This is a genomic window from Salmonella sp. 32100201201700099SM, from assembly GCF_017572645.1.
Lineage (GTDB): Bacteria > Pseudomonadota > Gammaproteobacteria > Enterobacterales > Enterobacteriaceae > Salmonella > Salmonella enterica.
This window is the reverse complement of record NZ_JAGERQ010000007.1, coordinates 280,730-299,583: the sequence shown is the minus strand read 5'-3', so window position 1 is coordinate 299,583 and position 18,854 is coordinate 280,730. Positions and strand designations below refer to the sequence as shown.

General features: G+C 53.7%; 21 protein-coding genes, 2 pseudogenes and 1 other annotated feature. Of the genes and pseudogenes, 15 read left to right on the top strand and 8 right to left on the bottom strand.

Annotated features, from left to right (window positions below):
* Together J4685_RS13995 and J4685_RS13990 are read left to right on the top strand one after the other, a co-directional pair.
* A pseudogene (locus tag J4685_RS13995) lies at positions 1–155 on the top strand (cytochrome C biogenesis protein); the annotation flags it as partial.
* 121 nt (positions 156–276) lie between these two features.
* A complete protein-coding gene (locus tag J4685_RS13990) occupies positions 277–1,503 on the top strand; it encodes a DUF3748 domain-containing protein (RefSeq protein WP_000809950.1) in 1,227 nt (408 codons plus the stop codon).
* Position 1,504: 1 nt separating this feature from the next.
* Here J4685_RS13990 and J4685_RS13985 read toward each other — a convergent pair whose 3' ends face one another.
* Positions 1,505–1,837, bottom strand: coding sequence for a YceK/YidQ family lipoprotein (locus J4685_RS13985; protein ID WP_023211810.1), 333 nt, complete (start codon positions 1,835–1,837; stop codon positions 1,505–1,507).
* A 242-nt stretch (positions 1,838–2,079) separates the two neighbouring features.
* Positions 2,080–2,153 (top strand) — a sequence feature (ROSE (Repression Of Heat Shock gene Expression) occurs in the 5'-region of heat shock genes and acts as an RNA thermometer to modulate expression.).
* Here J4685_RS13985 and ibpA point away from each other — a divergent pair.
* From ibpA to J4685_RS13950, 7 genes are all read left to right on the top strand, one after another.
* Positions 2,147–2,560, top strand: coding sequence for a small heat shock chaperone IbpA (gene ibpA / locus J4685_RS13980; protein ID WP_001532742.1), 414 nt, complete (start codon positions 2,147–2,149; stop codon positions 2,558–2,560). It overlaps the preceding feature by 7 nt.
* Positions 2,561–2,669: 109 nt before the next feature.
* Positions 2,670–3,098 (top strand): small heat shock chaperone IbpB, encoded by a 429-nt coding sequence (gene ibpB / locus J4685_RS13975; protein ID WP_001246919.1) that lies wholly within the window; start codon positions 2,670–2,672, stop codon positions 3,096–3,098.
* Between the two features lie 188 nt (positions 3,099–3,286).
* Positions 3,287–4,948, top strand: coding sequence for a putative transporter (locus J4685_RS13970; protein WP_001279793.1), 1,662 nt, complete (start codon positions 3,287–3,289; stop codon positions 4,946–4,948).
* On the top strand, positions 4,933–5,271 hold the full coding sequence (locus J4685_RS13965) for a hypothetical protein (protein ID WP_000526408.1): 339 nt from the start codon (positions 4,933–4,935) through the stop codon (positions 5,269–5,271). Before J4685_RS13970 ends, J4685_RS13965 begins: the two co-directional genes overlap by 16 nt.
* A 119-nt stretch (positions 5,272–5,390) precedes the next feature.
* Positions 5,391–5,738 carry a YidH family protein gene (locus J4685_RS13960; protein ID WP_000703963.1) on the top strand — a complete coding sequence of 116 codons (348 nt, stop codon included), beginning with the start codon at positions 5,391–5,393 and terminating at the stop codon, positions 5,736–5,738.
* Entirely contained in the window at positions 5,728–6,090 is a 363-nt protein-coding gene (locus J4685_RS13955; protein WP_001113451.1) for a DUF202 domain-containing protein, read from the top strand. Before J4685_RS13960 ends, J4685_RS13955 begins: the two co-directional genes overlap by 11 nt.
* Positions 6,087–6,617, top strand: coding sequence for a radical SAM protein (locus tag J4685_RS13950; protein ID WP_000147836.1), 531 nt, complete (start codon positions 6,087–6,089; stop codon positions 6,615–6,617). The genes J4685_RS13955 and J4685_RS13950 overlap by 4 nt, the downstream gene beginning before the upstream one ends.
* Before the next feature lie 81 nt (positions 6,618–6,698).
* Here the strand turns inward: J4685_RS13950 and dsdA are convergent, their stop codons facing one another.
* Positions 6,699–8,021 (bottom strand): D-serine ammonia-lyase, encoded by a 1,323-nt coding sequence (gene dsdA / locus J4685_RS13945; RefSeq protein WP_000427998.1) that lies wholly within the window; start codon positions 8,019–8,021, stop codon positions 6,699–6,701.
* Between the two features lie 17 nt (positions 8,022–8,038).
* The gene (gene dsdX / locus J4685_RS13940) at positions 8,039–9,376 is read right to left on the bottom strand and encodes a D-serine transporter DsdX (protein WP_000543320.1); all 1,338 of its coding nucleotides are present in this window, start codon (positions 9,374–9,376) and stop codon (positions 8,039–8,041) included.
* A 225-nt stretch (positions 9,377–9,601) separates the two neighbouring features.
* Here dsdX and dsdC point away from each other — a divergent pair, with 225 nt between their 5' ends.
* The gene (dsdC, locus tag J4685_RS13935; protein ID WP_024142485.1) at positions 9,602–10,525 is read left to right on the top strand and encodes a DNA-binding transcriptional regulator DsdC; all 924 of its coding nucleotides are present in this window, start codon (positions 9,602–9,604) and stop codon (positions 10,523–10,525) included.
* Between the two features lie 63 nt (positions 10,526–10,588).
* The gene (locus J4685_RS13930; protein ID WP_000238927.1) at positions 10,589–11,674 is read left to right on the top strand and encodes a cellulase family glycosylhydrolase; all 1,086 of its coding nucleotides are present in this window, start codon (positions 10,589–10,591) and stop codon (positions 11,672–11,674) included.
* Here J4685_RS13930 and emrD read toward each other — a convergent pair.
* The 4 genes and pseudogenes from emrD to J4685_RS13910 all read right to left on the bottom strand — a co-directional run bounded on the left by emrD (position 11,601) and on the right by J4685_RS13910 (position 14,102).
* Complete coding sequence (gene emrD / locus J4685_RS13925; RefSeq protein WP_000828734.1) at positions 11,601–12,746, bottom strand: multidrug efflux MFS transporter EmrD; 1,146 nt, start codon at positions 12,744–12,746, stop codon at positions 11,601–11,603. The genes J4685_RS13930 and emrD overlap by 74 nt on opposite strands.
* Positions 12,747–12,948: 202 nt before the next feature.
* Entirely contained in the window at positions 12,949–13,809 is an 861-nt protein-coding gene (locus J4685_RS13920; RefSeq protein WP_011233204.1) for a DMT family transporter, read from the bottom strand.
* A gap of 92 nt (positions 13,810–13,901) precedes the next feature.
* Complete coding sequence (tisB, locus tag J4685_RS13915; RefSeq protein WP_000117642.1) at positions 13,902–13,991, bottom strand: type I toxin-antitoxin system toxin TisB; 90 nt, start codon at positions 13,989–13,991, stop codon at positions 13,902–13,904.
* Positions 13,988–14,102: pseudogene (locus tag J4685_RS13910) on the bottom strand (hypothetical protein). Before J4685_RS13910 ends, tisB begins: the two are co-directional and overlap by 4 nt.
* Positions 14,103–14,624: 522 nt before the next feature.
* Between J4685_RS13910 and ivbL the strand changes: the two are divergent.
* The 3 genes from ivbL to ilvN all read left to right on the top strand — a co-directional run bounded on the left by ivbL (position 14,625) and on the right by ilvN (position 16,812).
* Entirely contained in the window at positions 14,625–14,723 is a 99-nt protein-coding gene (ivbL, locus tag J4685_RS13905) for an ilvB operon leader peptide IvbL (RefSeq protein WP_001541152.1), read from the top strand.
* A 106-nt stretch (positions 14,724–14,829) separates the two neighbouring features.
* Entirely contained in the window at positions 14,830–16,518 is a 1,689-nt protein-coding gene (gene ilvB, locus J4685_RS13900) for an acetolactate synthase large subunit (protein WP_000168439.1), read from the top strand.
* Between the two features lie 3 nt (positions 16,519–16,521).
* Entirely contained in the window at positions 16,522–16,812 is a 291-nt protein-coding gene (gene ilvN, locus J4685_RS13895) for an acetolactate synthase small subunit (RefSeq protein WP_001171826.1), read from the top strand.
* 1 nt (position 16,813) lies between these two features.
* Here ilvN and J4685_RS13890 read toward each other — a convergent pair whose 3' ends face one another.
* A complete protein-coding gene (locus J4685_RS13890) occupies positions 16,814–17,599 on the bottom strand; it encodes a DeoR family transcriptional regulator (RefSeq protein WP_000448638.1) in 786 nt (261 codons plus the stop codon).
* 313 nt (positions 17,600–17,912) lie between these two features.
* On the opposite strand from J4685_RS13890, the gene rbsK reads away from it, so the two are divergent.
* The gene (gene rbsK, locus J4685_RS13885; RefSeq protein ID WP_000350272.1) at positions 17,913–18,833 is read left to right on the top strand and encodes a ribokinase; all 921 of its coding nucleotides are present in this window, start codon (positions 17,913–17,915) and stop codon (positions 18,831–18,833) included.
* The last annotated feature ends 21 nt before the right edge of the window (positions 18,834–18,854 follow it).

Below are 18,854 nucleotides of genomic sequence, written 5' to 3'. Positions count from 1 at the left end.
TCCGGGTGTTAAGCCTGTATGCGTTCAGCGCCTTTGAGCAGCAGCGCTTTGGCGAGGCGGTGGCGGCCTGGGAGATGATGCTGAAGCTGCTGCCGGCGGGTGACGCCCGGCGGGCGGTGATAGAGCGCAGTATCCGGCTGGCGCAGGAGAAATAAGACCCTGACGGCCCGGTGGCGTGGCGCCACCGGGCCTGGCTATCCCAACGATACGCTAAAGCCTGAAAGTGAAGCCCGTGTGCAGTATGATGACGAGCATCGTCTCTTATCAGGACATCCCATGAAACAAATCACCTTTACGCCGCGCCATCACCAGCTTACCAACACCAATACCTGGACACCTGACAGCCAGTGGCTGGTCTTTGATGTACGGCCTTCAGGCGCGTCATTTACGGGCAAGACCATTGAGCGTGTCAATGTGCATACCGGCGACGTGGAGGTGATTTATCGCGCTGTGCAGGGCGCGCATGTCGGTGTGGTGACGGTGCATCCTGCCGACAATCACTATGTGTTTATTCATGGCCCTGAAAACCCTGATGAGACGTGGCATTACGATTTTCACCACCGCCGGGGCGTTATTGCAACGTCGGAGGGTGTGACTAACCTCGATGCGATGGATATTACTGCGCCGTATACTCCCGGCGCGCTGCGCGGCGGCAGTCACGTCCATGTGTTTAGCCCGAACGGCGAGCTGGTGAGTTTTACCTATAATGACCACGTTCTGCATGAGCGCGATCCGGCGCTGGATCTGCGTAATGTCGGCGTGGCCGCGCCGTATGGGCCGGTAACGGTGCCGGTTCAGCATCCGCGCGAATACAGCGGTAGCCACTGGTGCGTACTGGTTAGCCGCACGACGCCTGCGCCGAGACCTGGCAGCGATGACATTAACCGCGCCTATGAAGAGGGCTGGGTGGGCAACCGCCAGATTGCCTTTATTGGCGATACGCTGTCGCTGACGGGCAAAAAAGTCCCGGAGTTGTTTATTGTCGATTTACCGTGTCATGAAAACGGCTGGAAACAGGCAGGCGACACGCCGCTGACGGGAACCGAATCAACGATGCCATCGCCGCCGTTGGGCGTAGTTCAGCGGCGTCTTACCTTCACTCACCAGCGTGTTTATCCTGGACTCACTAACGAACCACGCCACTGGGTCCGCAGTAATCCGCAGGCGACGGCGATCGCCTTTTTGATGCGGGACGATAACGGCGTAGCGCAACTGTGGCTGATATCGCCTCAGGGAGGCGAGCCCCGGCAGTTAACGCATCATGCGACCGGCGTACAGTCAGCGTTTAACTGGCATCCGTCGGGTAAATGGCTGGGACTGGTGCTGGAAAACCGGATTGCCTGCTGCGACGCACAAAGTGGGAGGATCGACTTCTTAACCGCCAGGCACGACAACCCGCCGTCTGCGGACGCCGTCGTTTTTTCACCGGATGGGCGACACGTCGCATGGATGGAAGAGGTGAAAGGGTTCCGTCAGCTATGGGTGACGGAAACCGGGCGATAAATCAGGGAGGAGGCATCTTCGCCGGGGGGATGACGGCATTGGTCATTTTCGTCTCCTCCCCGCTTTTCTCGACGCGCGATCTTACCGAACTGTCTTTGCGGAAGATGTCCCACGGCAGAAGGATCGTATCCATCACGGCGGTAAACGGCATATCCAGGATGGCCAACGATTTTGTGCCCCAGTTTGTCTCATCGTTACCGATCATCGTAGCGCTGGCGCGCGTGCCAGGATAAGTGCCTTCTTTACCGCCGGTGTGCGACATGACGCTTGAACAACCGCTTAATAAAAGCATCCCATTCCATATTATCAGCGTTAACCACACGTTTTTTATCATCACTCATTCATCTGTTGGTTGTCGTTATTTGCATGATGAGTTATAGCGATCCGTTGCTAAAAATAACATCACCAGTACGTGGCACTGTGGCGGTAATCGCACTTTAACAATCAGTGCTGTCCCAACCAGTCTATGCAATAGCCAATAAACTGCAAAAAAAAGTCGGATTAAAATACTTGAAAAGTACGTATTCAGACCCATTTATAAGACGTAGTGAATAGAAGGGCACGCCTGATGGGTGTTCTGGTAATCCTGGCCTGTCCATGATGGAAGGTCTGACATTCTCGCTGATTTCAGGAGTTTATGATTATGCGTAACTTTGATTTATCCCCGCTGTACCGTTCTGCCATTGGTTTTGACCGTCTGTTTAACCTGCTTGAAAATAACCAAAGCCAAAGTAATGGCGGCTACCCTCCGTACAACGTTGAGCTGGTAGACGAAAACCACTACCGCATCGCCATTGCCGTTGCCGGTTTCGCGGAAAGCGAACTGGAGATTACTGCCCAGGATAATTTACTGGTGGTAAAAGGCGCTCATGCGGACGAGCAGAAAGAACGTACTTACCTGTATCAGGGCATTGCCGAGCGTAACTTTGAACGTAAGTTCCAGTTAGCGGAGAACATTCACGTTCGCGGCGCAAACCTGGTCAACGGGCTGCTGTATATCGAACTGGAGCGCGTGATTCCGGAAGCGAACAAACCGCGCCGTATCGAAATTAACTGATTCCGTCGGGTCGCGTTGCGCGGCCTGTCATCCCATGCTCGCCGTCAGGGAGCATATTCGCACGTAAAGTGTGAAGGTAAAAACTCGCTTCTTAGAAGGAGAAATGATTATGCGTAACTACGATTTATCCCCACTGCTGCGTCAATGGATCGGTTTTGACAAGCTGGCCAATGCGCTGCAAAACAGCGGCGAAAGCCAGAGCTTCCCGCCCTATAACATCGAAAAAAGCGACGATAACCATTATCGCATTACCTTAGCGTTAGCCGGTTTCCGTCAGGAAGATCTGGATATTCAACTGGAAGGCACGCGCCTGACGGTGAAAGGCACGCCGGAACAGCCGGAAAACGAGCCCAAATGGTTACATCAGGGCCTGGTCATGCAGCCTTTTAGCCTGAGCTTTACGCTGGCTGAGAATATGGAAGTTTCCGGCGCGACGTTTACCAACGGCCTGCTGCATATTGATTTAACCCGCAACGAGCCGGAAACCATTGCGCCGCAGCGTATCGCGATTAACGAACGCTCCGCATTAAATAGCTAATGAGCTCCTTGCCTTGCCCCGCCAGAGATGGCGGGGCTTTTTTATGCCACGAAAAAGGGTAAGACGCTGCCGAAGTCAGGACGTCTGGGCGGTTTTGTAACATGAGAATGTGCGCCATGCTGTATATATGCCTTAACGGTTCAGTCATAATCCCTATAAATTGAAATGTTACTCACAGGGAAGAAAAGATGAGTGATATCGCATTGACGGTCAGCGTTCTGGCGTTGGTGGCGGTTGTCGGTTTATGGATCGGCAACATTAAAGTGCGCGGTGTCGGCTTTGGTATTGGCGGCGTTCTGTTCGGCGGTATTATCGTCGGCCACTTCGTCGATCAGGCTGGGGTGACGCTGAGCGGCGATATGCTGCACTTTATCCAGGAATTCGGCCTGATCCTTTTTGTTTATACCATCGGCATACAGGTGGGGCCGGGGTTTTTCGCCTCGCTGCGCGTTTCCGGGCTGCGTCTCAATCTGTTTGCTGTTCTGATTGTGATTATGGGCGGGTTAGTCACCGCGATTCTGCATAAAATTTTCGCTATTCCGCTGCCAGTGGTGCTGGGGATTTTCTCCGGCGCAGTCACCAATACGCCTGCGTTAGGGGCGGGTCAGCAAATCCTGCGCGATCTGGGAACGCCAGTGGATCTGGTAGATCAGATGGGGATGAGCTATGCGATGGCGTATCCGTTTGGCATCTGCGGTATTTTGCTCACCATGTGGCTGATGCGGCTGATTTTTCGCGTTAACGTCGAGGCGGAGGCGCAGAAGCACGAATCCTCTCTCGCTAACGGCCATTCATTAATTCAGACAATGAATATCCGTGTCGAGAATCCGAACCTCAATAATATGGCTATCCAGGATGTGCCGATCCTGAACAGCGATAAAATCATTTGCTCACGCCTGAAACGCGACGACACGCTGATGGTGCCGTCGCCGGGGACGATTATCCAGGCAGGCGACCTGCTGCACCTCGTCGGCCAATCTACCGACCTGCATAACGCGCAACTGGTGATCGGCAAGGAAGTGGACACCTCGTTGTCGACGCGCGGCACGGATTTACGCGTCGAGCGTGTGGTCGTCACCAACGAAAAAGTGCTCGGCAAACGTATCCGTGATTTGCACTTTAAAGAGCGTTATGACGTGGTTATCTCCCGTCTTAACCGCGCGGGTGTTGAGCTGGTCGCCAGTAGCGACGCCAGCCTGCAGTTTGGCGACATTCTCAATCTGGTGGGGCGTCCAGCCTCGATTGATGCGGTAGCCAATGTGGTCGGCAACGCGCAGCAAAAACTCCAGCAGGTGCAGATGCTGCCGGTGTTTATCGGCATCGGATTAGGGGTTCTGCTTGGGTCAATCCCGTTGTTTGTGCCGGGATTCCCGGTCGCGTTAAAACTGGGGCTGGCCGGCGGGCCGCTGATCATGGCGCTAATTTTGGGGCGTATCGGCAGCATCGGTAAGCTGTACTGGTTTATGCCGCCGAGCGCCAACCTCGCGCTGCGTGAGTTAGGCATCGTTTTGTTTCTGGCGGTCGTTGGGCTGAAATCCGGCGGCGATTTTGTCGATACGCTGACGCAGGGCGAAGGATTAAGCTGGATTGGCTACGGTATTTTCATCACCGCTATTCCGCTGATTACCGTCGGTTTGCTGGCGCGGATTTTTGCCAAAATGAACTATCTGACGCTGTGCGGGATGCTGGCCGGTTCGATGACCGATCCGCCAGCGCTGGCATTTGCCAACAATCTTCATGCCACCAGCGGCGCGGCGGCGCTCTCTTACGCGACCGTCTATCCGTTAGTGATGTTCCTGCGTATTATCACGCCACAACTGCTGGCGGTGATTTTTTGGGGAATGGGTTAGCGCCTGATGGCGCGTTGCTTATCCAGCCTACGCACTGTGTTAAATCCAGGCTGGATAACGCGCGCCGCACCGGTCACACTTCTGCTCTTCTTCTTATCTCCTTCCTCAATGAACGTGCTAATCAGCGTAATGGCAATGAGCATAATTCCATTTTATTTCAGTTGGTTATCAATCTTCATCGCTTTTTTTTCGTCGCGACGGGTGGTTTTTCAGCTTTTAATTCGGCAATAATGCCTTTCCTGGCGGTGGCGTTGAAAAAGGTCGCAACTGAAATGAAAAATAGCGGCAATGAGCGTGGTTGCGCCAAAACGCATCACCAGTGAACTACAGTTATTTTGCAATAAGATTCCCTTGCTGCGGGATAATGTGAAGCATATCAGCAACAATGTGAGTGGTATTCTGAAAACGAACGGGAATACATAATAACGTAAAAGGAGTCGTCATGAAGATTTCCCGCCTCGGAGAAGCGCCGGATTATCGCTTCTCACTGGCAAATGAGCGTACCTTTCTGGCGTGGATCCGCACCTCGCTGGGATTTCTGGCGGCAGGCGTCGGTCTTGACCAGCTCGCTCCGGATTTTGCCACGCCGGTGATCCGTGAACTGCTGGCGCTACTGTTGTGTCTGTTTGCGGGCGGCCTGGCGATTTATGGCTATCTACGCTGGTTACGTAATGAAAAAGCGATGCGTCTGAAAGAGGATTTGCCCTATACCCATAGCCTGTTGATCATCAGCATTATTTTGATGATTGTCGCGGTGATAGTGATGGGGCTGGTACTGTATGCCGGATAGTCGTAAAGCCCGTCGGCAGAACGATCCGGGGCTGCAACCGGAACGTACGTCGCTGGCCTGGTTTCGCACGCTGCTGGGATACGGGGCGTTAATGGCGTTAGCCGTCAGGCACCACTGGCATCAGGCGGGATTCCTGTTCTGGGTGTCAATCAACGTTCTGGCGATAGTGGCGGTGATTCTTTGGCGTTATACCCTGAGTCGTAATTTGATGGATGTCGCGCATAGCGATTTTTCCGAAACTCATGTCGTGCGTGACAAATTTTTGATCTCCCTCGCGGTGTTGTCGCTCGCAATCCTGTTTGCTGTTACCCATATTCGCCAACTTATTGCATTTATCGGGAATTTTATATGACAGGACGTCAGGACATTGTCGTGAGTGATGACCAGATTCAGGTCGTCGTAAATCGCCAGAATAGCCAGCGCCCTCAGCAACTGTACCGTAACTTACAACGGCTCGGCATTCGCAATGTCCATTTTATCCCATTGTTGGAACATGACCGGAACGGAATGTTGACCGAGGATTCATTGTGTTCAGCAGACTGGGGGCGGTTTTTAAATAGCGTATTTGATATCTGGGTACGTGAAGATATTCAGCGTATCTCGGTCCGCCTTTTTGATGAGACGCTACAGCAGTGGTGCGGCGGCAGGAATAGCGTTGAAGCGCCGGACATGGCGCAGTTAAGCGCTGAATGTCAGAAGTGCTCTTTCTTGCGCTTTTGCGGCGGCGGATGTCCTGAGCATCGGGATAGCCAGGGGAAAAACCGGCTTTGCGAGGGCTACCAGACCTTTTTTAACTACTCCTCGCCGCATATGCGGGTGATGCGGGATTTACTGAAGCAGCATCGCTCGCCGGAGGAGTTGATGGCGATGCTGCGTTAGCGTCACAGGCCTGATAAGCGTAGCGCCATCAGGCGATGGCATGCCGGATGGCGCAGCCGTCTTTCCGGCACTGAGCGAGTATTAGCGTCCTTTTGCCAGGTATTGTTCCATTTCATCCTCCGGCACCATGCCGCCCCCGGTTGCCCATACCAGATGCGTCGCGTTGCCGAGTTGCGTCTGACTGAATCCATGCCTTTGCTGATACTCGGTGGCAGCGCAAATGCGCTGTGGCCCGGCCATCCCCGCCAGAGCTGATGGCTCCAGTCGAATTCCTTCCTCCTGCGCCAGCCAGCCCAGCATGTCATACATTGTTTGATCGTCTAAGGTATAGAGGCCGTCAAGCAGACGCTCCATTGCCCGCCCAACAAAGCCCGAAGCGCGACCTACCGCCAGGCCGTCAGCCGCCGTCAGGTTATCAATACCGATATCCTGTACTGAGATGGCATCGTGCAGACCGGTATAAACGCCGAGTAACATACAGGGTGAATGGGTCGGTTCGGCAAAGAAACAGTGGACGTTGTCGCCAAACGCCAGTTTCAGGCCAAAGGCGACGCCGCCAGGGCCGCCGCCAACGCCGCACGGCAGATAAACAAACAGTGGGTGACTGGCGTCAACGACGCGTCCCTGTTGCGCGAATTGCGCTTTCAGGCGCTGGCCCGCTACCGCATAGCCCAGAAATAGCGTGCGGGAGTTTTCGTCGTCGATAAAGAAACAGTTTGGATCGGATTGCGCTGCTTTACGGCCCTGCTCAACCGCCACACCGTAATCATCCTCGTATTCCACGACCGTCACGCCGTGGCTACGCAGCTTCGCCTTTTTCCAGGCGCGGGCGTCGGCAGACATATGTACCGTCACTTTAAAACCGATGCAGGCGCTCATGATACCGATCGATAGCCCCAGATTGCCGGTTGAACCGACGGCGATACTGTGCTGGCTGAAGAATTGTTTAAATTCCGGCGAAAGCAACACGCTATAGTCATCGTCGGTGGTTAACAGACCCGCCTCCAGCGCCAGTTTTTCCGCGTGCGTTAGCACCTCATAGATGCCGCCGCGCGCTTTAATGGAACCAGATATTGCCAGGTGACTGTCTTTTTTTAACAGCATTTCACCGTCGATCGTTTGCCCATACTCTTTTTCCAGCCGTTTTTGCATGGCCGGAATAGCGACCACGTCAGATTCGATCATGCCGCCGGCGGCAGCGGTTTGCGGAAACGCTTTTGCCAGATACGGCGCAAAGCGCGCCAGACGGTCATGGGCGGCGTTTACGTCCTGCTCCGTCAGGCCGACATACGGTAGACCTTGTGCAAGAGAGGTGGTGCCCGGGTTAAACCAGGTGGTTTCTTTGAGGGCGACCAGATCCTCGACCAAAGGATACCGGGCGATGAGCTTTTGTATGTTTTCCATAGTACGTCTCTTTACGATCAGATGATAAAGGAAAGCAGGAATGTGCCAGCCAGTGCAACGACAGATGCGATAAACGTGGCCGTCGTATAGTATTTAAACGTTTCATTCAGCGTAGCGCCGCAATACTGCTTGACCAGCCAGAACAGGGAATCGGTCACGATCGTGCAGCCAATGGCGCCGGAACCGATGGCAATAGCGATGATCTCCGGGCTAACGTCAGGATAGAGCGGCAGCATGGGCGCAACAATCGCCGTGGCGCCCATCATGGCTACCGTCGCAGAGCCGACCGCCGCGTGCAGAATCAGCGCTACCAGCCACGCCAGCAGAATCGGGTGCATATGCATATTTGAGAGGATCACCGCCAGCGTGTCCGCCAGTCCGCTACTTTTGAGAATGGCGTTGAACGCGCCGCCCGCGCCGATAATCAGCAGGATGTTCGCAATGGCGCCAAAGCCGTTTTCGGTGTGGGTAAGTAGCGCGCTCATACCCATATGCTGGCGCAGACCGAGTATGTAATACGCCACAAAGACAGCGATAAACATCGCGGTGATCGGATTACCGATAAACTCCAGCAGCGTATACAACGTGCCGTCTTTCGCCATATTCAGTTCAGCGACGGTTTTCACCAGCATCATGCCAATCGGCAGCAGAACGGTAAACAGCGTTGCGCCCAGCGATGGCAGGGTGTTTTCGGCGCGCACTTCAAGATCCGCAAACTCTGTCGGTACGGGCTTGAACGGCAGACGATTACCCAGAAACTTTAAGAACAGCGGGCCGCCGACCAATGAGGCCATCAGTCCGACCAGTAGACCGTAGACAATCACCGAGCCGATATCCGCCCCCAGTTTATTTGCGACAAACAGCGCAGCCGGATGCGGCGGTACCACGCAATGGACGGCCATCAGCGCGGTACACAGCGGAATGGCCAGCTTCAGCAGCGAGGTATGGGTCTTTTTAGCGATAGAAAACGCCAGTGGGATGAGCAACACGACGCCCACTTCCACGAACAACGTGATTCCGCAAATCAGCCCCACCAGTACCATGATCACGTCAGCAGAGAGCCAGCGGCAGCGCTGGAGCGTAAGCCCGATGCGTTCCGCCGCGCCGGAAACCTCCATCATTTTGCCGAGGATGGTGCCAAGACCGATAACGGCGGCCAGAAAACCGAGCGTACCGCCTATTCCGTTTTCTATCGCCGTGACCATCTCCAGCGGCCCCATGCCCATCATCGCGCCGACAAAGAAGCTGGCGAGCAGTAACGCCAGGAAGGGGTGGAATTTAAACTTCACGATGGTCAATACGATTAACACGATGCTGATCAGCAGCGTGCTCACTACCCAGATTTGAGCGTGCATATCTCACCTACCCTGTGATTAATCTGCTCTTATTGGACAGAAAAACAGCACACCCTGACAAACGATATAATTTGCCGTTCACATGATATAAATTGAATCAACTATGTGATTTTCATCTAATATTGCCTTTATTTTGCGATATGGTTCATTTTACCTCATCTATGTGCGGATTTTTTCAGCGTGTTTTTTTACACTTCGGGAAATTAAAAGATGACTGAGGTTGCCATGGAACCCCTTCGCGATACCCGAAACCGCTTACTCAACGGCTGGCAGTTATCCAAACTCTATACTTTTGAAGTCGCGGCCAGACACCAGTCCTTTGCTCTGGCGGCAGATGAGCTGTCGTTAGGCCCCAGTGCGGTAAGCCATCGTATCAATCAACTGGAAGCCGAGTTGGGAATCCAGCTATTTGTCCGCTCTCACCGTAAAGTGGAGCTTACCCATGAAGGCAAACGGGTATTCTGGGCGCTGAAATCGTCGCTGGATACGTTGAATCAGGAAATCCTCGATATCAAAAATCAGGAACTGTCCGGCACGCTGACCGTGTATTCCCGTCCCTCTATCGCCCAGTGCTGGCTGGTACCCGCGCTGGGGGACTTTACCCGTCGCTATCCGTCAATTTCTCTCACTATGCTGACCGGCAACGATAACGTTAACCTACAGCGTGCCGGCATTGACCTGGCTATCTATTTTGACGATGCGCCGTCGGCGCAGCTCACGCACCATTTTTTAATGGATGAGGCGATTTTGCCCGTTTGCAGCCCGGATTACGCCCATCGTTTCGCCTTGCCGGACAACCTGAATAACCTGCGGCACTGTACGCTCTTACACGACAGACAAGCGTGGAGTAACGATTCGGGCACCGATGAGTGGCACAGTTGGGCGCAGCATTTTGCAGTAAATTTGCCGGATTCATCCGGCATTGGCTTCGATCGTTCTGATTTAGCGGTGATTGCCGCGATGAACCACATTGGCGTGGCGATGGGGCGTAAACGGCTGGTGCAAAAGCGTCTCGACAGCGGTGAACTGATTGCGCCTTTTGGTGACATGAGGCTGAAATGTCATCAGCATTATTATGTCACCACTCTGCCTGGCAGGCAGTGGCCGAAAATCGAGGCATTTATTCGCTGGTTGCAGGAACAGGTGTGAAGATTTATTACGCTTTGTCGCTACACCTGCCGGGAGTGAATATGCTAAATACGTGCTATCACCGTGGTAAAAATTTTAGGGGGCGTCGTGTTTAAACCGCTTATTGCCTCTCTCATGCTGACCAGCGCGGTCGTCTATGCGAAACCGATGCCTTTGACGGCGGCGCGCTATGCGCAGCAGCTTGGCGTTGGGATGGATGTTGACTGGGCGCGAACGGAACGGGGTATCCGCGAGTTTGATCCGCTGGTCGTGCGGGATTTTAAGGCAAAAGGGTTAACGCATGTCCGTATTCGTGTGGCAGGCGCGCCGACGGAAGCGCGCCTCATCCATTTGCGTAAGCTGGTAGAGGCCTGCGAATACTATGGCGTCATACCCATTATTGCCTATCAGGCGGATGCGTATAAAACCGATCCCAGCGCCAGCCATGAAAAGGAGCTGATCAACTGGTGGAGCGTGGTCGCGCGCTATTTTGGCCAGACATCCCCGCTTCTGGGGTTCGATCTCATTTATGAGCCTGCCGACAAACTTAATCATAATATGGCGTCGCTGAATCGCGTATATGACAAAACCATCCGCCTGATTCACGCCATTGATCCACAGCGGATGATTTTCGTTGCCCCCCGCATGCGCGCCGCGCCGGAGGATTTGTCGGCGCTTAAACTGCCGGCGCAAAGCCAGAACTATGTACTGGCGGAGTGGCACATCTTCCCGTGGGGCCCCCTGAAAAGCGGCGGTAAATATCCGTGGACATCAGGCACGGCGGCGGAAAAAGCGGCGATTCGGGCACGGATTAACGCTGCGGTTCGCTGGCAGCATAAGACCGGTCATGCAAGCTGGGTGGGCGGATGGGCGCCGGGAGAGTCGATAAAAATGACGCCGGTCGCTTCACAGTTCGCGTTTGCCCGTTTTATGGCCTGCGAGCTGAAAAAAGCGCATATTCCGTATGCGATAAACGCGGACACTCAGTTTTATGACGGCGAAGAAGGAGCGTGGCGTCCGGCGCAGGAGTCCCTGCTCAATGCGATGATCGCGCCGGAATGTGAAACGCCCGGCAAAAAGCCGGGCGAGGGGAATGTTAAACCGTCTGTCCCTGATGCGATATCCGTGACGCCAGCGGCAGCCAGCACGCCAGGATCAGCAATCCCATAAGGGTCATCAGCAATCCCAGACTGCCTTGACCGGTTTGCGGCAGCATTGCCGAAAGCCACGCCAGTACGCCGGAACCAATATTTTGCAGCCCGCCGACCAGCGCGCCGCTGGTGGCCAGTGGAAATAACATCCCGGCGCCGAAGAAAAACAGCGCAGCGGGGATGAGTAGTGTCCAGACGTTCATCACGCCAAACCAGCCGGGAATCCACATCATAAGGCCTGCCAGCAGACAGCAAATAACTGACTGCCACATCAGGGCTGAGAAGCGTTTATTCGGGCGTCCGGCAAACCAGGCGCCGAAGAACGCCGCCGGAATCGGCAGAATAAACAGAATGCTTACCACCATACTGCTGAGACCTAATACTGCTCCCATCAGCACGCCGGAACAGGCTTCAAAGACCGCAATGCCAGCCAGCCCGCCGATTAGCATCAGCAGGTAACAGTTAAATGCGCCGTTGCCAAACAGCGTCTTATAGCTGGCGATCAGCCGCGTACGCGGCGCGCCGGCGGGGCGGGTTTCCGGCATCCAGCGCGCCATGCTGAAGGTGACGCCAGCGCAAAGCACCAGCAGGAAAGCGTAACACGCGCGCCAGTTCCACAGGGTGTCCAGCAGACCGCCAATCAGTGGCGCTAACAGCGGGCTGACCAGAATCCCCATATTTAACAGGCTATTGGCGTGACGAAGTTGCGTTCCTTCATACAGATCGCGCGGGAGCGCTCTCGCCATTACTCCGCCAACGCCGGTTCCCATCCCTTGCATGGCGCTGGCGGCAATCAACACCGTCAAACTATGCGTGGTCATGGCGAACAGGGTCGCTACCATAAAAATAGACATGCCGACGAGGATTACGGGGCGGCGCCCAACCCGGTCGGAAAGCGGGCCGTAAAATAGTTGCGAGACGCCGTAGGTCAGGAGGTAAGCAGCCATTACGCTCTGGACGGCGCCTTCCCGGACGTTTAGCGCTTGTGCCATATCGGCGATGGCGGGAATATAAATGGTTTGCGCCATCTGCCCTACGGCCACCAGTAACACCAACATCAACAACAAATTGACGTTTCTCTGCCTTTTCATTTCGCTGATTACTTTTCAAAAAAAGAAAAAATAAGAATAACTTGCTGCGCATTCCCATAAATGCGAGAGGAATCTATCACACCAGAAAAAGAAGGCCAGACAGCAACCAGCAATGGCAGACGAAGGAACGGCAGGATATGTAAACAAAAGCGGCAACAAATGTTGCCGAGAATGTGTTACGTCTGCAGCTGTTATTGGGCAATCATGACAGACGGAGTAAAATCGCCCCGAGGGCAATCCCGCCCGCCGCCACCAGACGTAGCCCGGCCACTTTCTCTTTAAGCAACAGCCAGGCTATCAGCGCGCCGAATAAAATCGACGTCTCACGCAGCGCGGCGACCACCGCCAGCGGCGCCTGGGTCATGGCCCATAGCGCCAGCCCATAAGATCCCATAGTGCCAATCCCGCCAAAAATGCCTTTTTTCCACTGTTGCGCCAGATAACGCGACGCTTCCCGCCGCCGCGCAATCATCGCCCAGGTTAACAGGCAGGCGCCGTTGAGAAAAAATGACCATAGCGTATAGCCCAGCGCCGTTTCTGAGAGTCTTACGCCGGTCCCGTCCACCAGCGTATATCCGGCAATAAAACAGGCGTTAGTTAATGCCAGCACGACACCACGTTGAGAGCTGGCGCGGCCATTACAGGCCATCCCAAGTATCGCCATGCAGATCACTGCGATGCCGACCCAGGCTAGCGACGACAGACTGTCGCCAAGAAACAGAACGCTAATGAGCGCCACCAGCAGCGGCGCGGTGCCGCGCATAAGAGGATAGGTCTGGCTCATGTCCGAGACCTGATAGGTTTTCGCTACCAGGACGGTATACACCACCTGGAGCGCGGTAGAGGCCGCTAAAAAAGGGATACTGTCATGAGCTGGCTGCGGCGAGAAGGGCAAAAGGATCAATGCCATGACCGCCGCAGAACCGCTGACACCGATCGCGGCGTAGAGCTTATCGTTTCCCGCTTTGACAATGGCGTTCCAGCTGGCATGTAGCAGCGCGGCGAACAGCAAAATGCAGAAAACGGAAAGGGTCATAGCGTCAGGCGTCGTTGAGGGTGTCATAAAAACGTAACATACCCGGGAAGCGAAAGACCAGCGGATAAGGTGAAAGGGGAGCGGTTGCCCGCTCCCCTTCGGTGCGGCTTGAATCTGAATTACTTAAGGTATTTCAGAACAGCATCAAGCAGTTGCAGTGCTGCAACAATGAGTTTCAGGATAAGAATGGTGATATCCACTACGCTCATACGCGTCTCCTGTGGTTAAGGAGCACTGCCAGCCGACGTACCTTTCCGCTGCCTGTTGTCAGCTGTTGCGCACGCGATCCCTTTTGTGAGGAATAGTGTGCGTGTTGACATAACACAGTGTGCTCACGAGGGGGTTAAGGCGCTGACGGCACCACCCGTTTCAGCCAGGACTTCGTTGCGCCGGTTTACGATGCGGCCCCCGCATAACACATTGTGTCAAAGACATTATAGTTAAGTACTGTATAAATGAACAGTAATTTATAGACAGAACGGAGCTTCTGATCCATACTCAAATTCATCAAAATTTGCGCCGAAATTGCGCGTTCTGCACAGAACGCGTATACTTCTGCTGTTGACATAACACAGTGTGCTTCGCGGCTACCATCCGCATTACGCTGTAAGAACCTCGCTTCGGCGAGGTTTTTTGTTTTCCGGCATTGTGAAACGCGTGATCATCAATCCCGGCGATTACCGGAGGGCGCTACGCTTATCACGCCTATACTCAAAGCGTGTAAATTCGTAGAAAAATGTGATCGCTGACGCATTTTTGCACAGATGAAAATTTTTCCGTTGTCATGCTGAAAGCGCTGTGCTTGTATAAAACGTGTTAATAACAAACAGACAAGGCCCCTAATGAACCCTTCCATGCTGAACGCGACCCTACTAACAACTGCGCCATCTCGCGCAGTGGTCGTCGTGCGTGTGGTGGTGGTCGTCGGCAATGCGCCGTAGGGTCCGGAACACACACGATTCCAAAACCCCGCCGGCGCAAACCGGGCGGGGCTTTTTGTTTAAGACACCTTCCCGGAACGTCGGCTCAGAATAAAAGGAATGGAGCATGGCAAGTTCGGGCACAACATCTACACCTCAGCGCTTTACGGGCGCGGAATTTATAGTTCATTTTCTGGAGCGCCAGGGGATTCGTATCGTCACCGGCATTCCCGGCGGTTCGATCCTCCCCGTTTACGACGCGTTAAGCCAAAGCACGCAAATCCGTCATATTCTGGCGCGCCACGAACAAGGCGCGGGGTTTATTGCGCAGGGGATGGCGCGAACGGAGGGTAAACCTGCTGTTTGTATGGCCTGTAGCGGGCCGGGCGCTACCAATCTGGTCACGGCTATTGCCGATGCGCGCCTGGATTCCATTCCGTTAATCTGCATTACCGGGCAGGTTCCGGCGTCCATGATCGGTACTGACGCGTTTCAGGAAGTGGATACCTACGGTATCTCTATCCCCATCACCAAGCACAACTATCTGGTCAGAAATATCAATGAGTTGCCTCAGGTGATGAGCGATGCTTTTCGTCTGGCGCAGTCGGGGCGTCCCGGCCCGGTGTGGATAGACGTTCCTAAAGATGTGCAGACGGCGACAATTGAGCTGGATGCGTTGCCGTCGCCGGCGGAAAAATCACCCCCGCCGGAGTTTAGCGCGGAGAGTATCCGCGAGGCCGCCGCAATGATTAACGCGGCGAAGCGTCCGGTGCTGTATCTGGGCGGCGGCGTGATCAATGCGCCGACACGCGTGCGCGAACTGGCGGAAAAAGCGCAACTGCCGACGACAATGACCTTAATGGCGCTGGGAATGCTGCCTAAGGCGCATCCGCTGTCGTTAGGAATGCTGGGGATGCACGGCGCGCGCAGTACCAATTTTATTCTGCAAGAGGCCGATTTACTGATTGTCCTGGGCGCGCGTTTTGATGACCGGGCGATTGGCAAAACGGAGCAGTTTTGTCCGAACGCCAAAATCATCCATGTGGATATCGATCGCGCCGAGTTAGGCAAAATTAAGCAGCCGCATGTGGCTATTCAGGCGGATGTCGATGATGTACTGGCACAGTTAATTCCCCATATCGAGGCACAGCCGCGGGAAGCATGGCATCAGTTGGTGGCGGACTTGCAGCAAGAATTCCCTTGCAGTATTCCCCAGGAAAATAACCCGCTTAGTCACTATGGGCTGATTAACGCGGTCGCCGCCTGTGTGGACGACAACGCGATTATTACCACTGACGTAGGCCAGCATCAGATGTGGACCGCGCAGGCTTATCCGCTCAACCGTCCGCGTCAGTGGCTGACTTCCGGCGGGCTGGGCACCATGGGGTTTGGTCTGCCCGCGGCGATTGGCGCGGCGCTGGCGAATCCGGGCAACAAGGTGCTGTGTTTTTCCGGCGACGGTAGTTTGATGATGAATATTCAGGAGATGGCTACCGCCAGCGAAAACCAGTTGGATGTGAAAATTATCCTGATGAATAACGACGCGCTGGGACTGGTACATCAGCAACAGAGCCTGTTCTATAAACAGGGCGTTTTTGCGGCGACCTATCCGGGAAGCATCAACTTTATGCAGATTGCCGCCGGGTTTGGTCTGGATACCTGTGATTTGAATAACGAAGCCGATCCACAGGCGGCGTTGCAGGCTATCATTCGTCGTCCTGGACCGGCGTTGATCCATGTGCGCATTGATGCGGAAGAAAAAGTATATCCGATGGTGCCGCCGGGCGCGGCAAATACAGAGATGGTGGGGGAATAAGCCATGCAGAAACAATCACATGATAACGTTATTCTGGAGCTGACCGTTCGCAACCATCCTGGCGTGATGACTCATGTCTGCGGGCTGTTCGCCCGACGCGCTTTCAACGTTGAGGGTATTCTCTGTTTACCGATTCAGGGTAGCGATCAGAGCCGCATCTGGCTTCTGGTCAATGACGATCAGCGGCTTGAACAGATGATCAGTCAGATCGATAAACTGGAAGACGTGGCGAAGGTGGTACGAAACCAGTCCGATCCCACCATGTTCAATAAAATTGCCGTCTTTTTTGAGTAAGTTATTCACTTTCCGAATCAGGCGTGATGACTTTGACGGAACCATTCCGACAGTGAACGGCATAATCTGTCGGTAATGGGCGATCGCTAATCAGGACATCAAAGGCAGAAAGCGGACCAATGCTGGCAGGCGCGACCTCATCAAACAGGGCGTGACGCGCCAGCAAAATTTTGCGCAGACCGCGCTCCATCGCTTTACGTTTGGCGGCAAGATCATCCGGGTTAAACCAGCTCACGCCAAAATGTTCATGTACGCCGCTGGCGGAAATAAACACTTTGCGCGGATTGAGCGAATCCAGCGCCGAAGGATTATTGGCATCATAAAAGGCATCGCTCTTGGCCCGATAGGTGCCGCCGCACAGAATCGCCGTGGCATTAGGCTTTTCATTCAGCGCGATAAATACCCGATGCGAGTAGCAAATCCCGGTAAAGGTAATATCATCCGGTATCATGCTGATAACTAATGGCATTTCCGGACCGTTATCAAAAAAAACCAGATCGTTTTCACGCACCAGGCCGGCGGCCAGGATCGCAACGGGAAGGTCGTCCCGATGATGCGTCTTTTTCGCCGGCAGCGGCATATTGGTTGAAGACGCAGGCTTATTTACCATGACGATATAGCCGCCGAGCAGCGTCAGCGGTAAAGGGTCATCATCCTGGCTGAGATCGCGGCGAATGGTCATCACCGAAACTTCCAGCATCCGCGCGGCGTCTTTCAGATGGATTCGATCGGTCTTTTTCAGTAACTCCATCAAGCGTCGGATACGTTCTTTTTGCTTGGTCTCCATTCACCCTCTCCGCAAATCATGTTGTTATGTTCCATCAGTAACATTTATGTGTTTCTGAGAACATTACAGTGTGGCACTACTATACGTCCGGCCGTCAGGAAATAAAAGTGGGTTTATTCGCGTTTTATAACAATAAATAGTTAATTTTCAGTAAATTGTAACCCTAAAAATGATTTGTTCCGCCAGGGATTGTTCACGCAGTAAATGGCAAAATGATCCTCTAATCGCGATCATAGTCACAAATGATACGGAAGTAACATGATAATGTTATTTTAATATCATTGTCGTGTGACGATTTCTGAGAGGGAGTAAAATGGATATTGCGGTTATTGGCTCTAACATGGTGGACCTTATCACCTACACCAACCAGATGCCTAAAGAAGGGGAAACTTTGGAAGCGCCGGCGTTTAAAATCGGCTGCGGCGGAAAAGGGGCGAACCAGGCCGTGGCGGCCGCTAAGCTCAATTCAAAAGTATTGATGTTGACCAAAGTGGGCGACGATATTTTTGCCGACAACACCATTCGTAATCTCGAATCCTGGGGGATCAATACGACGTATGTAGAAAAAGTACCGTGTACCAGCAGTGGCGTAGCGCCGATTTTCGTCAACGCCAACTCCAGCAACAGCATTCTGATCATCAAAGGCGCTAACAAGTTTCTCTCGCCGGAAGATATCGATCGTGCGGCGGAAGATTTAAAAAAATGCCAGCTTATTGTTCTGCAACTGGAAGTTCAGCTTGAAACGGTTTATCACGCAATAGAATTTGGCAAGAAACACGGGATTGAAGTGTTATTAAACCCTGCGCCAGCATTACGGGAATTAGATATGTCTTATGCCTGTAAATGCGATTTCTTTGTACCCAATGAAACCGAGCTGGAAATATTAACCGGTATGCCAGTGGATACCTATGACCATATTCGCGCAGCGGCACGTTCGCTGGTAGATAAAGGGCTGAACAATATTATTGTCACCATGGGCGAGAAAGGCGCGCTGTGGATGACGCGTGACCAGGAAGTCCATGTTCCGGCGTTTAGAGTGAACGCTGTTGATACCAGCGGCGCGGGCGATGCCTTTATCGGCTGTTTCGCGCATTACTACGTCCAGAGCGGGGATGTGGAAGCCGCCATGAAAAAAGCCGTCCTCTTTGCCGCTTTCAGCGTCACCGGGAAAGGCACCCAATCCTCTTATCCAAGCATTGAGCAATTTAATGAGTATCTTTCGTTGAACGAATAACAATCACCCTGCACTGTTAAA

Excerpts from the sequence above, each read along its gene's own strand:
- dsdA (WP_000427998.1), bottom strand. The coding sequence starts at position 8,021 with ATGGAAAACATACAAAAGCTCATCGCCCGGTATCCTTTGGTCGAGGAT.
- J4685_RS13990 (WP_000809950.1), top strand. The coding sequence starts at position 277 with ATGAAACAAATCACCTTTACGCCGCGCCATCACCAGCTTACCAACACC.
- ibpB (WP_001246919.1), top strand. The coding sequence starts at position 2,670 with ATGCGTAACTACGATTTATCCCCACTGCTGCGTCAATGGATCGGTTTT.
- ivbL (WP_001541152.1), top strand. The coding sequence starts at position 14,625 with ATGAACCCTTCCATGCTGAACGCGACCCTACTAACAACTGCGCCATCT.
- J4685_RS13890 (WP_000448638.1), bottom strand. The coding sequence starts at position 17,599 with ATGGAGACCAAGCAAAAAGAACGTATCCGACGCTTGATGGAGTTACTG.
- J4685_RS13955 (WP_001113451.1), top strand. The coding sequence starts at position 5,728 with ATGCCGGATAGTCGTAAAGCCCGTCGGCAGAACGATCCGGGGCTGCAA.
- J4685_RS13950 (WP_000147836.1), top strand. The coding sequence starts at position 6,087 with ATGACAGGACGTCAGGACATTGTCGTGAGTGATGACCAGATTCAGGTC.
- tisB (WP_000117642.1), bottom strand. The coding sequence starts at position 13,991 with ATGAGCGTAGTGGATATCACCATTCTTATCCTGAAACTCATTGTTGCA.
- ibpA (WP_001532742.1), top strand. The coding sequence starts at position 2,147 with ATGCGTAACTTTGATTTATCCCCGCTGTACCGTTCTGCCATTGGTTTT.
- dsdX (WP_000543320.1), bottom strand. The coding sequence starts at position 9,376 with ATGCACGCTCAAATCTGGGTAGTGAGCACGCTGCTGATCAGCATCGTG.
- J4685_RS13985 (WP_023211810.1), bottom strand. The coding sequence starts at position 1,837 with ATGATAAAAAACGTGTGGTTAACGCTGATAATATGGAATGGGATGCTT.
- ilvB (WP_000168439.1), top strand. The coding sequence starts at position 14,830 with ATGGCAAGTTCGGGCACAACATCTACACCTCAGCGCTTTACGGGCGCG.
- J4685_RS13970 (WP_001279793.1), top strand. The coding sequence starts at position 3,287 with ATGAGTGATATCGCATTGACGGTCAGCGTTCTGGCGTTGGTGGCGGTT.
- dsdC (WP_024142485.1), top strand. The coding sequence starts at position 9,602 with ATGGAACCCCTTCGCGATACCCGAAACCGCTTACTCAACGGCTGGCAG.
- J4685_RS13960 (WP_000703963.1), top strand. The coding sequence starts at position 5,391 with ATGAAGATTTCCCGCCTCGGAGAAGCGCCGGATTATCGCTTCTCACTG.
- ilvN (WP_001171826.1), top strand. The coding sequence starts at position 16,522 with ATGCAGAAACAATCACATGATAACGTTATTCTGGAGCTGACCGTTCGC.
- rbsK (WP_000350272.1), top strand. The coding sequence starts at position 17,913 with ATGGATATTGCGGTTATTGGCTCTAACATGGTGGACCTTATCACCTAC.
- emrD (WP_000828734.1), bottom strand. The coding sequence starts at position 12,746 with ATGAAAAGGCAGAGAAACGTCAATTTGTTGTTGATGTTGGTGTTACTG.
- J4685_RS13920 (WP_011233204.1), bottom strand. The coding sequence starts at position 13,809 with ATGACACCCTCAACGACGCCTGACGCTATGACCCTTTCCGTTTTCTGC.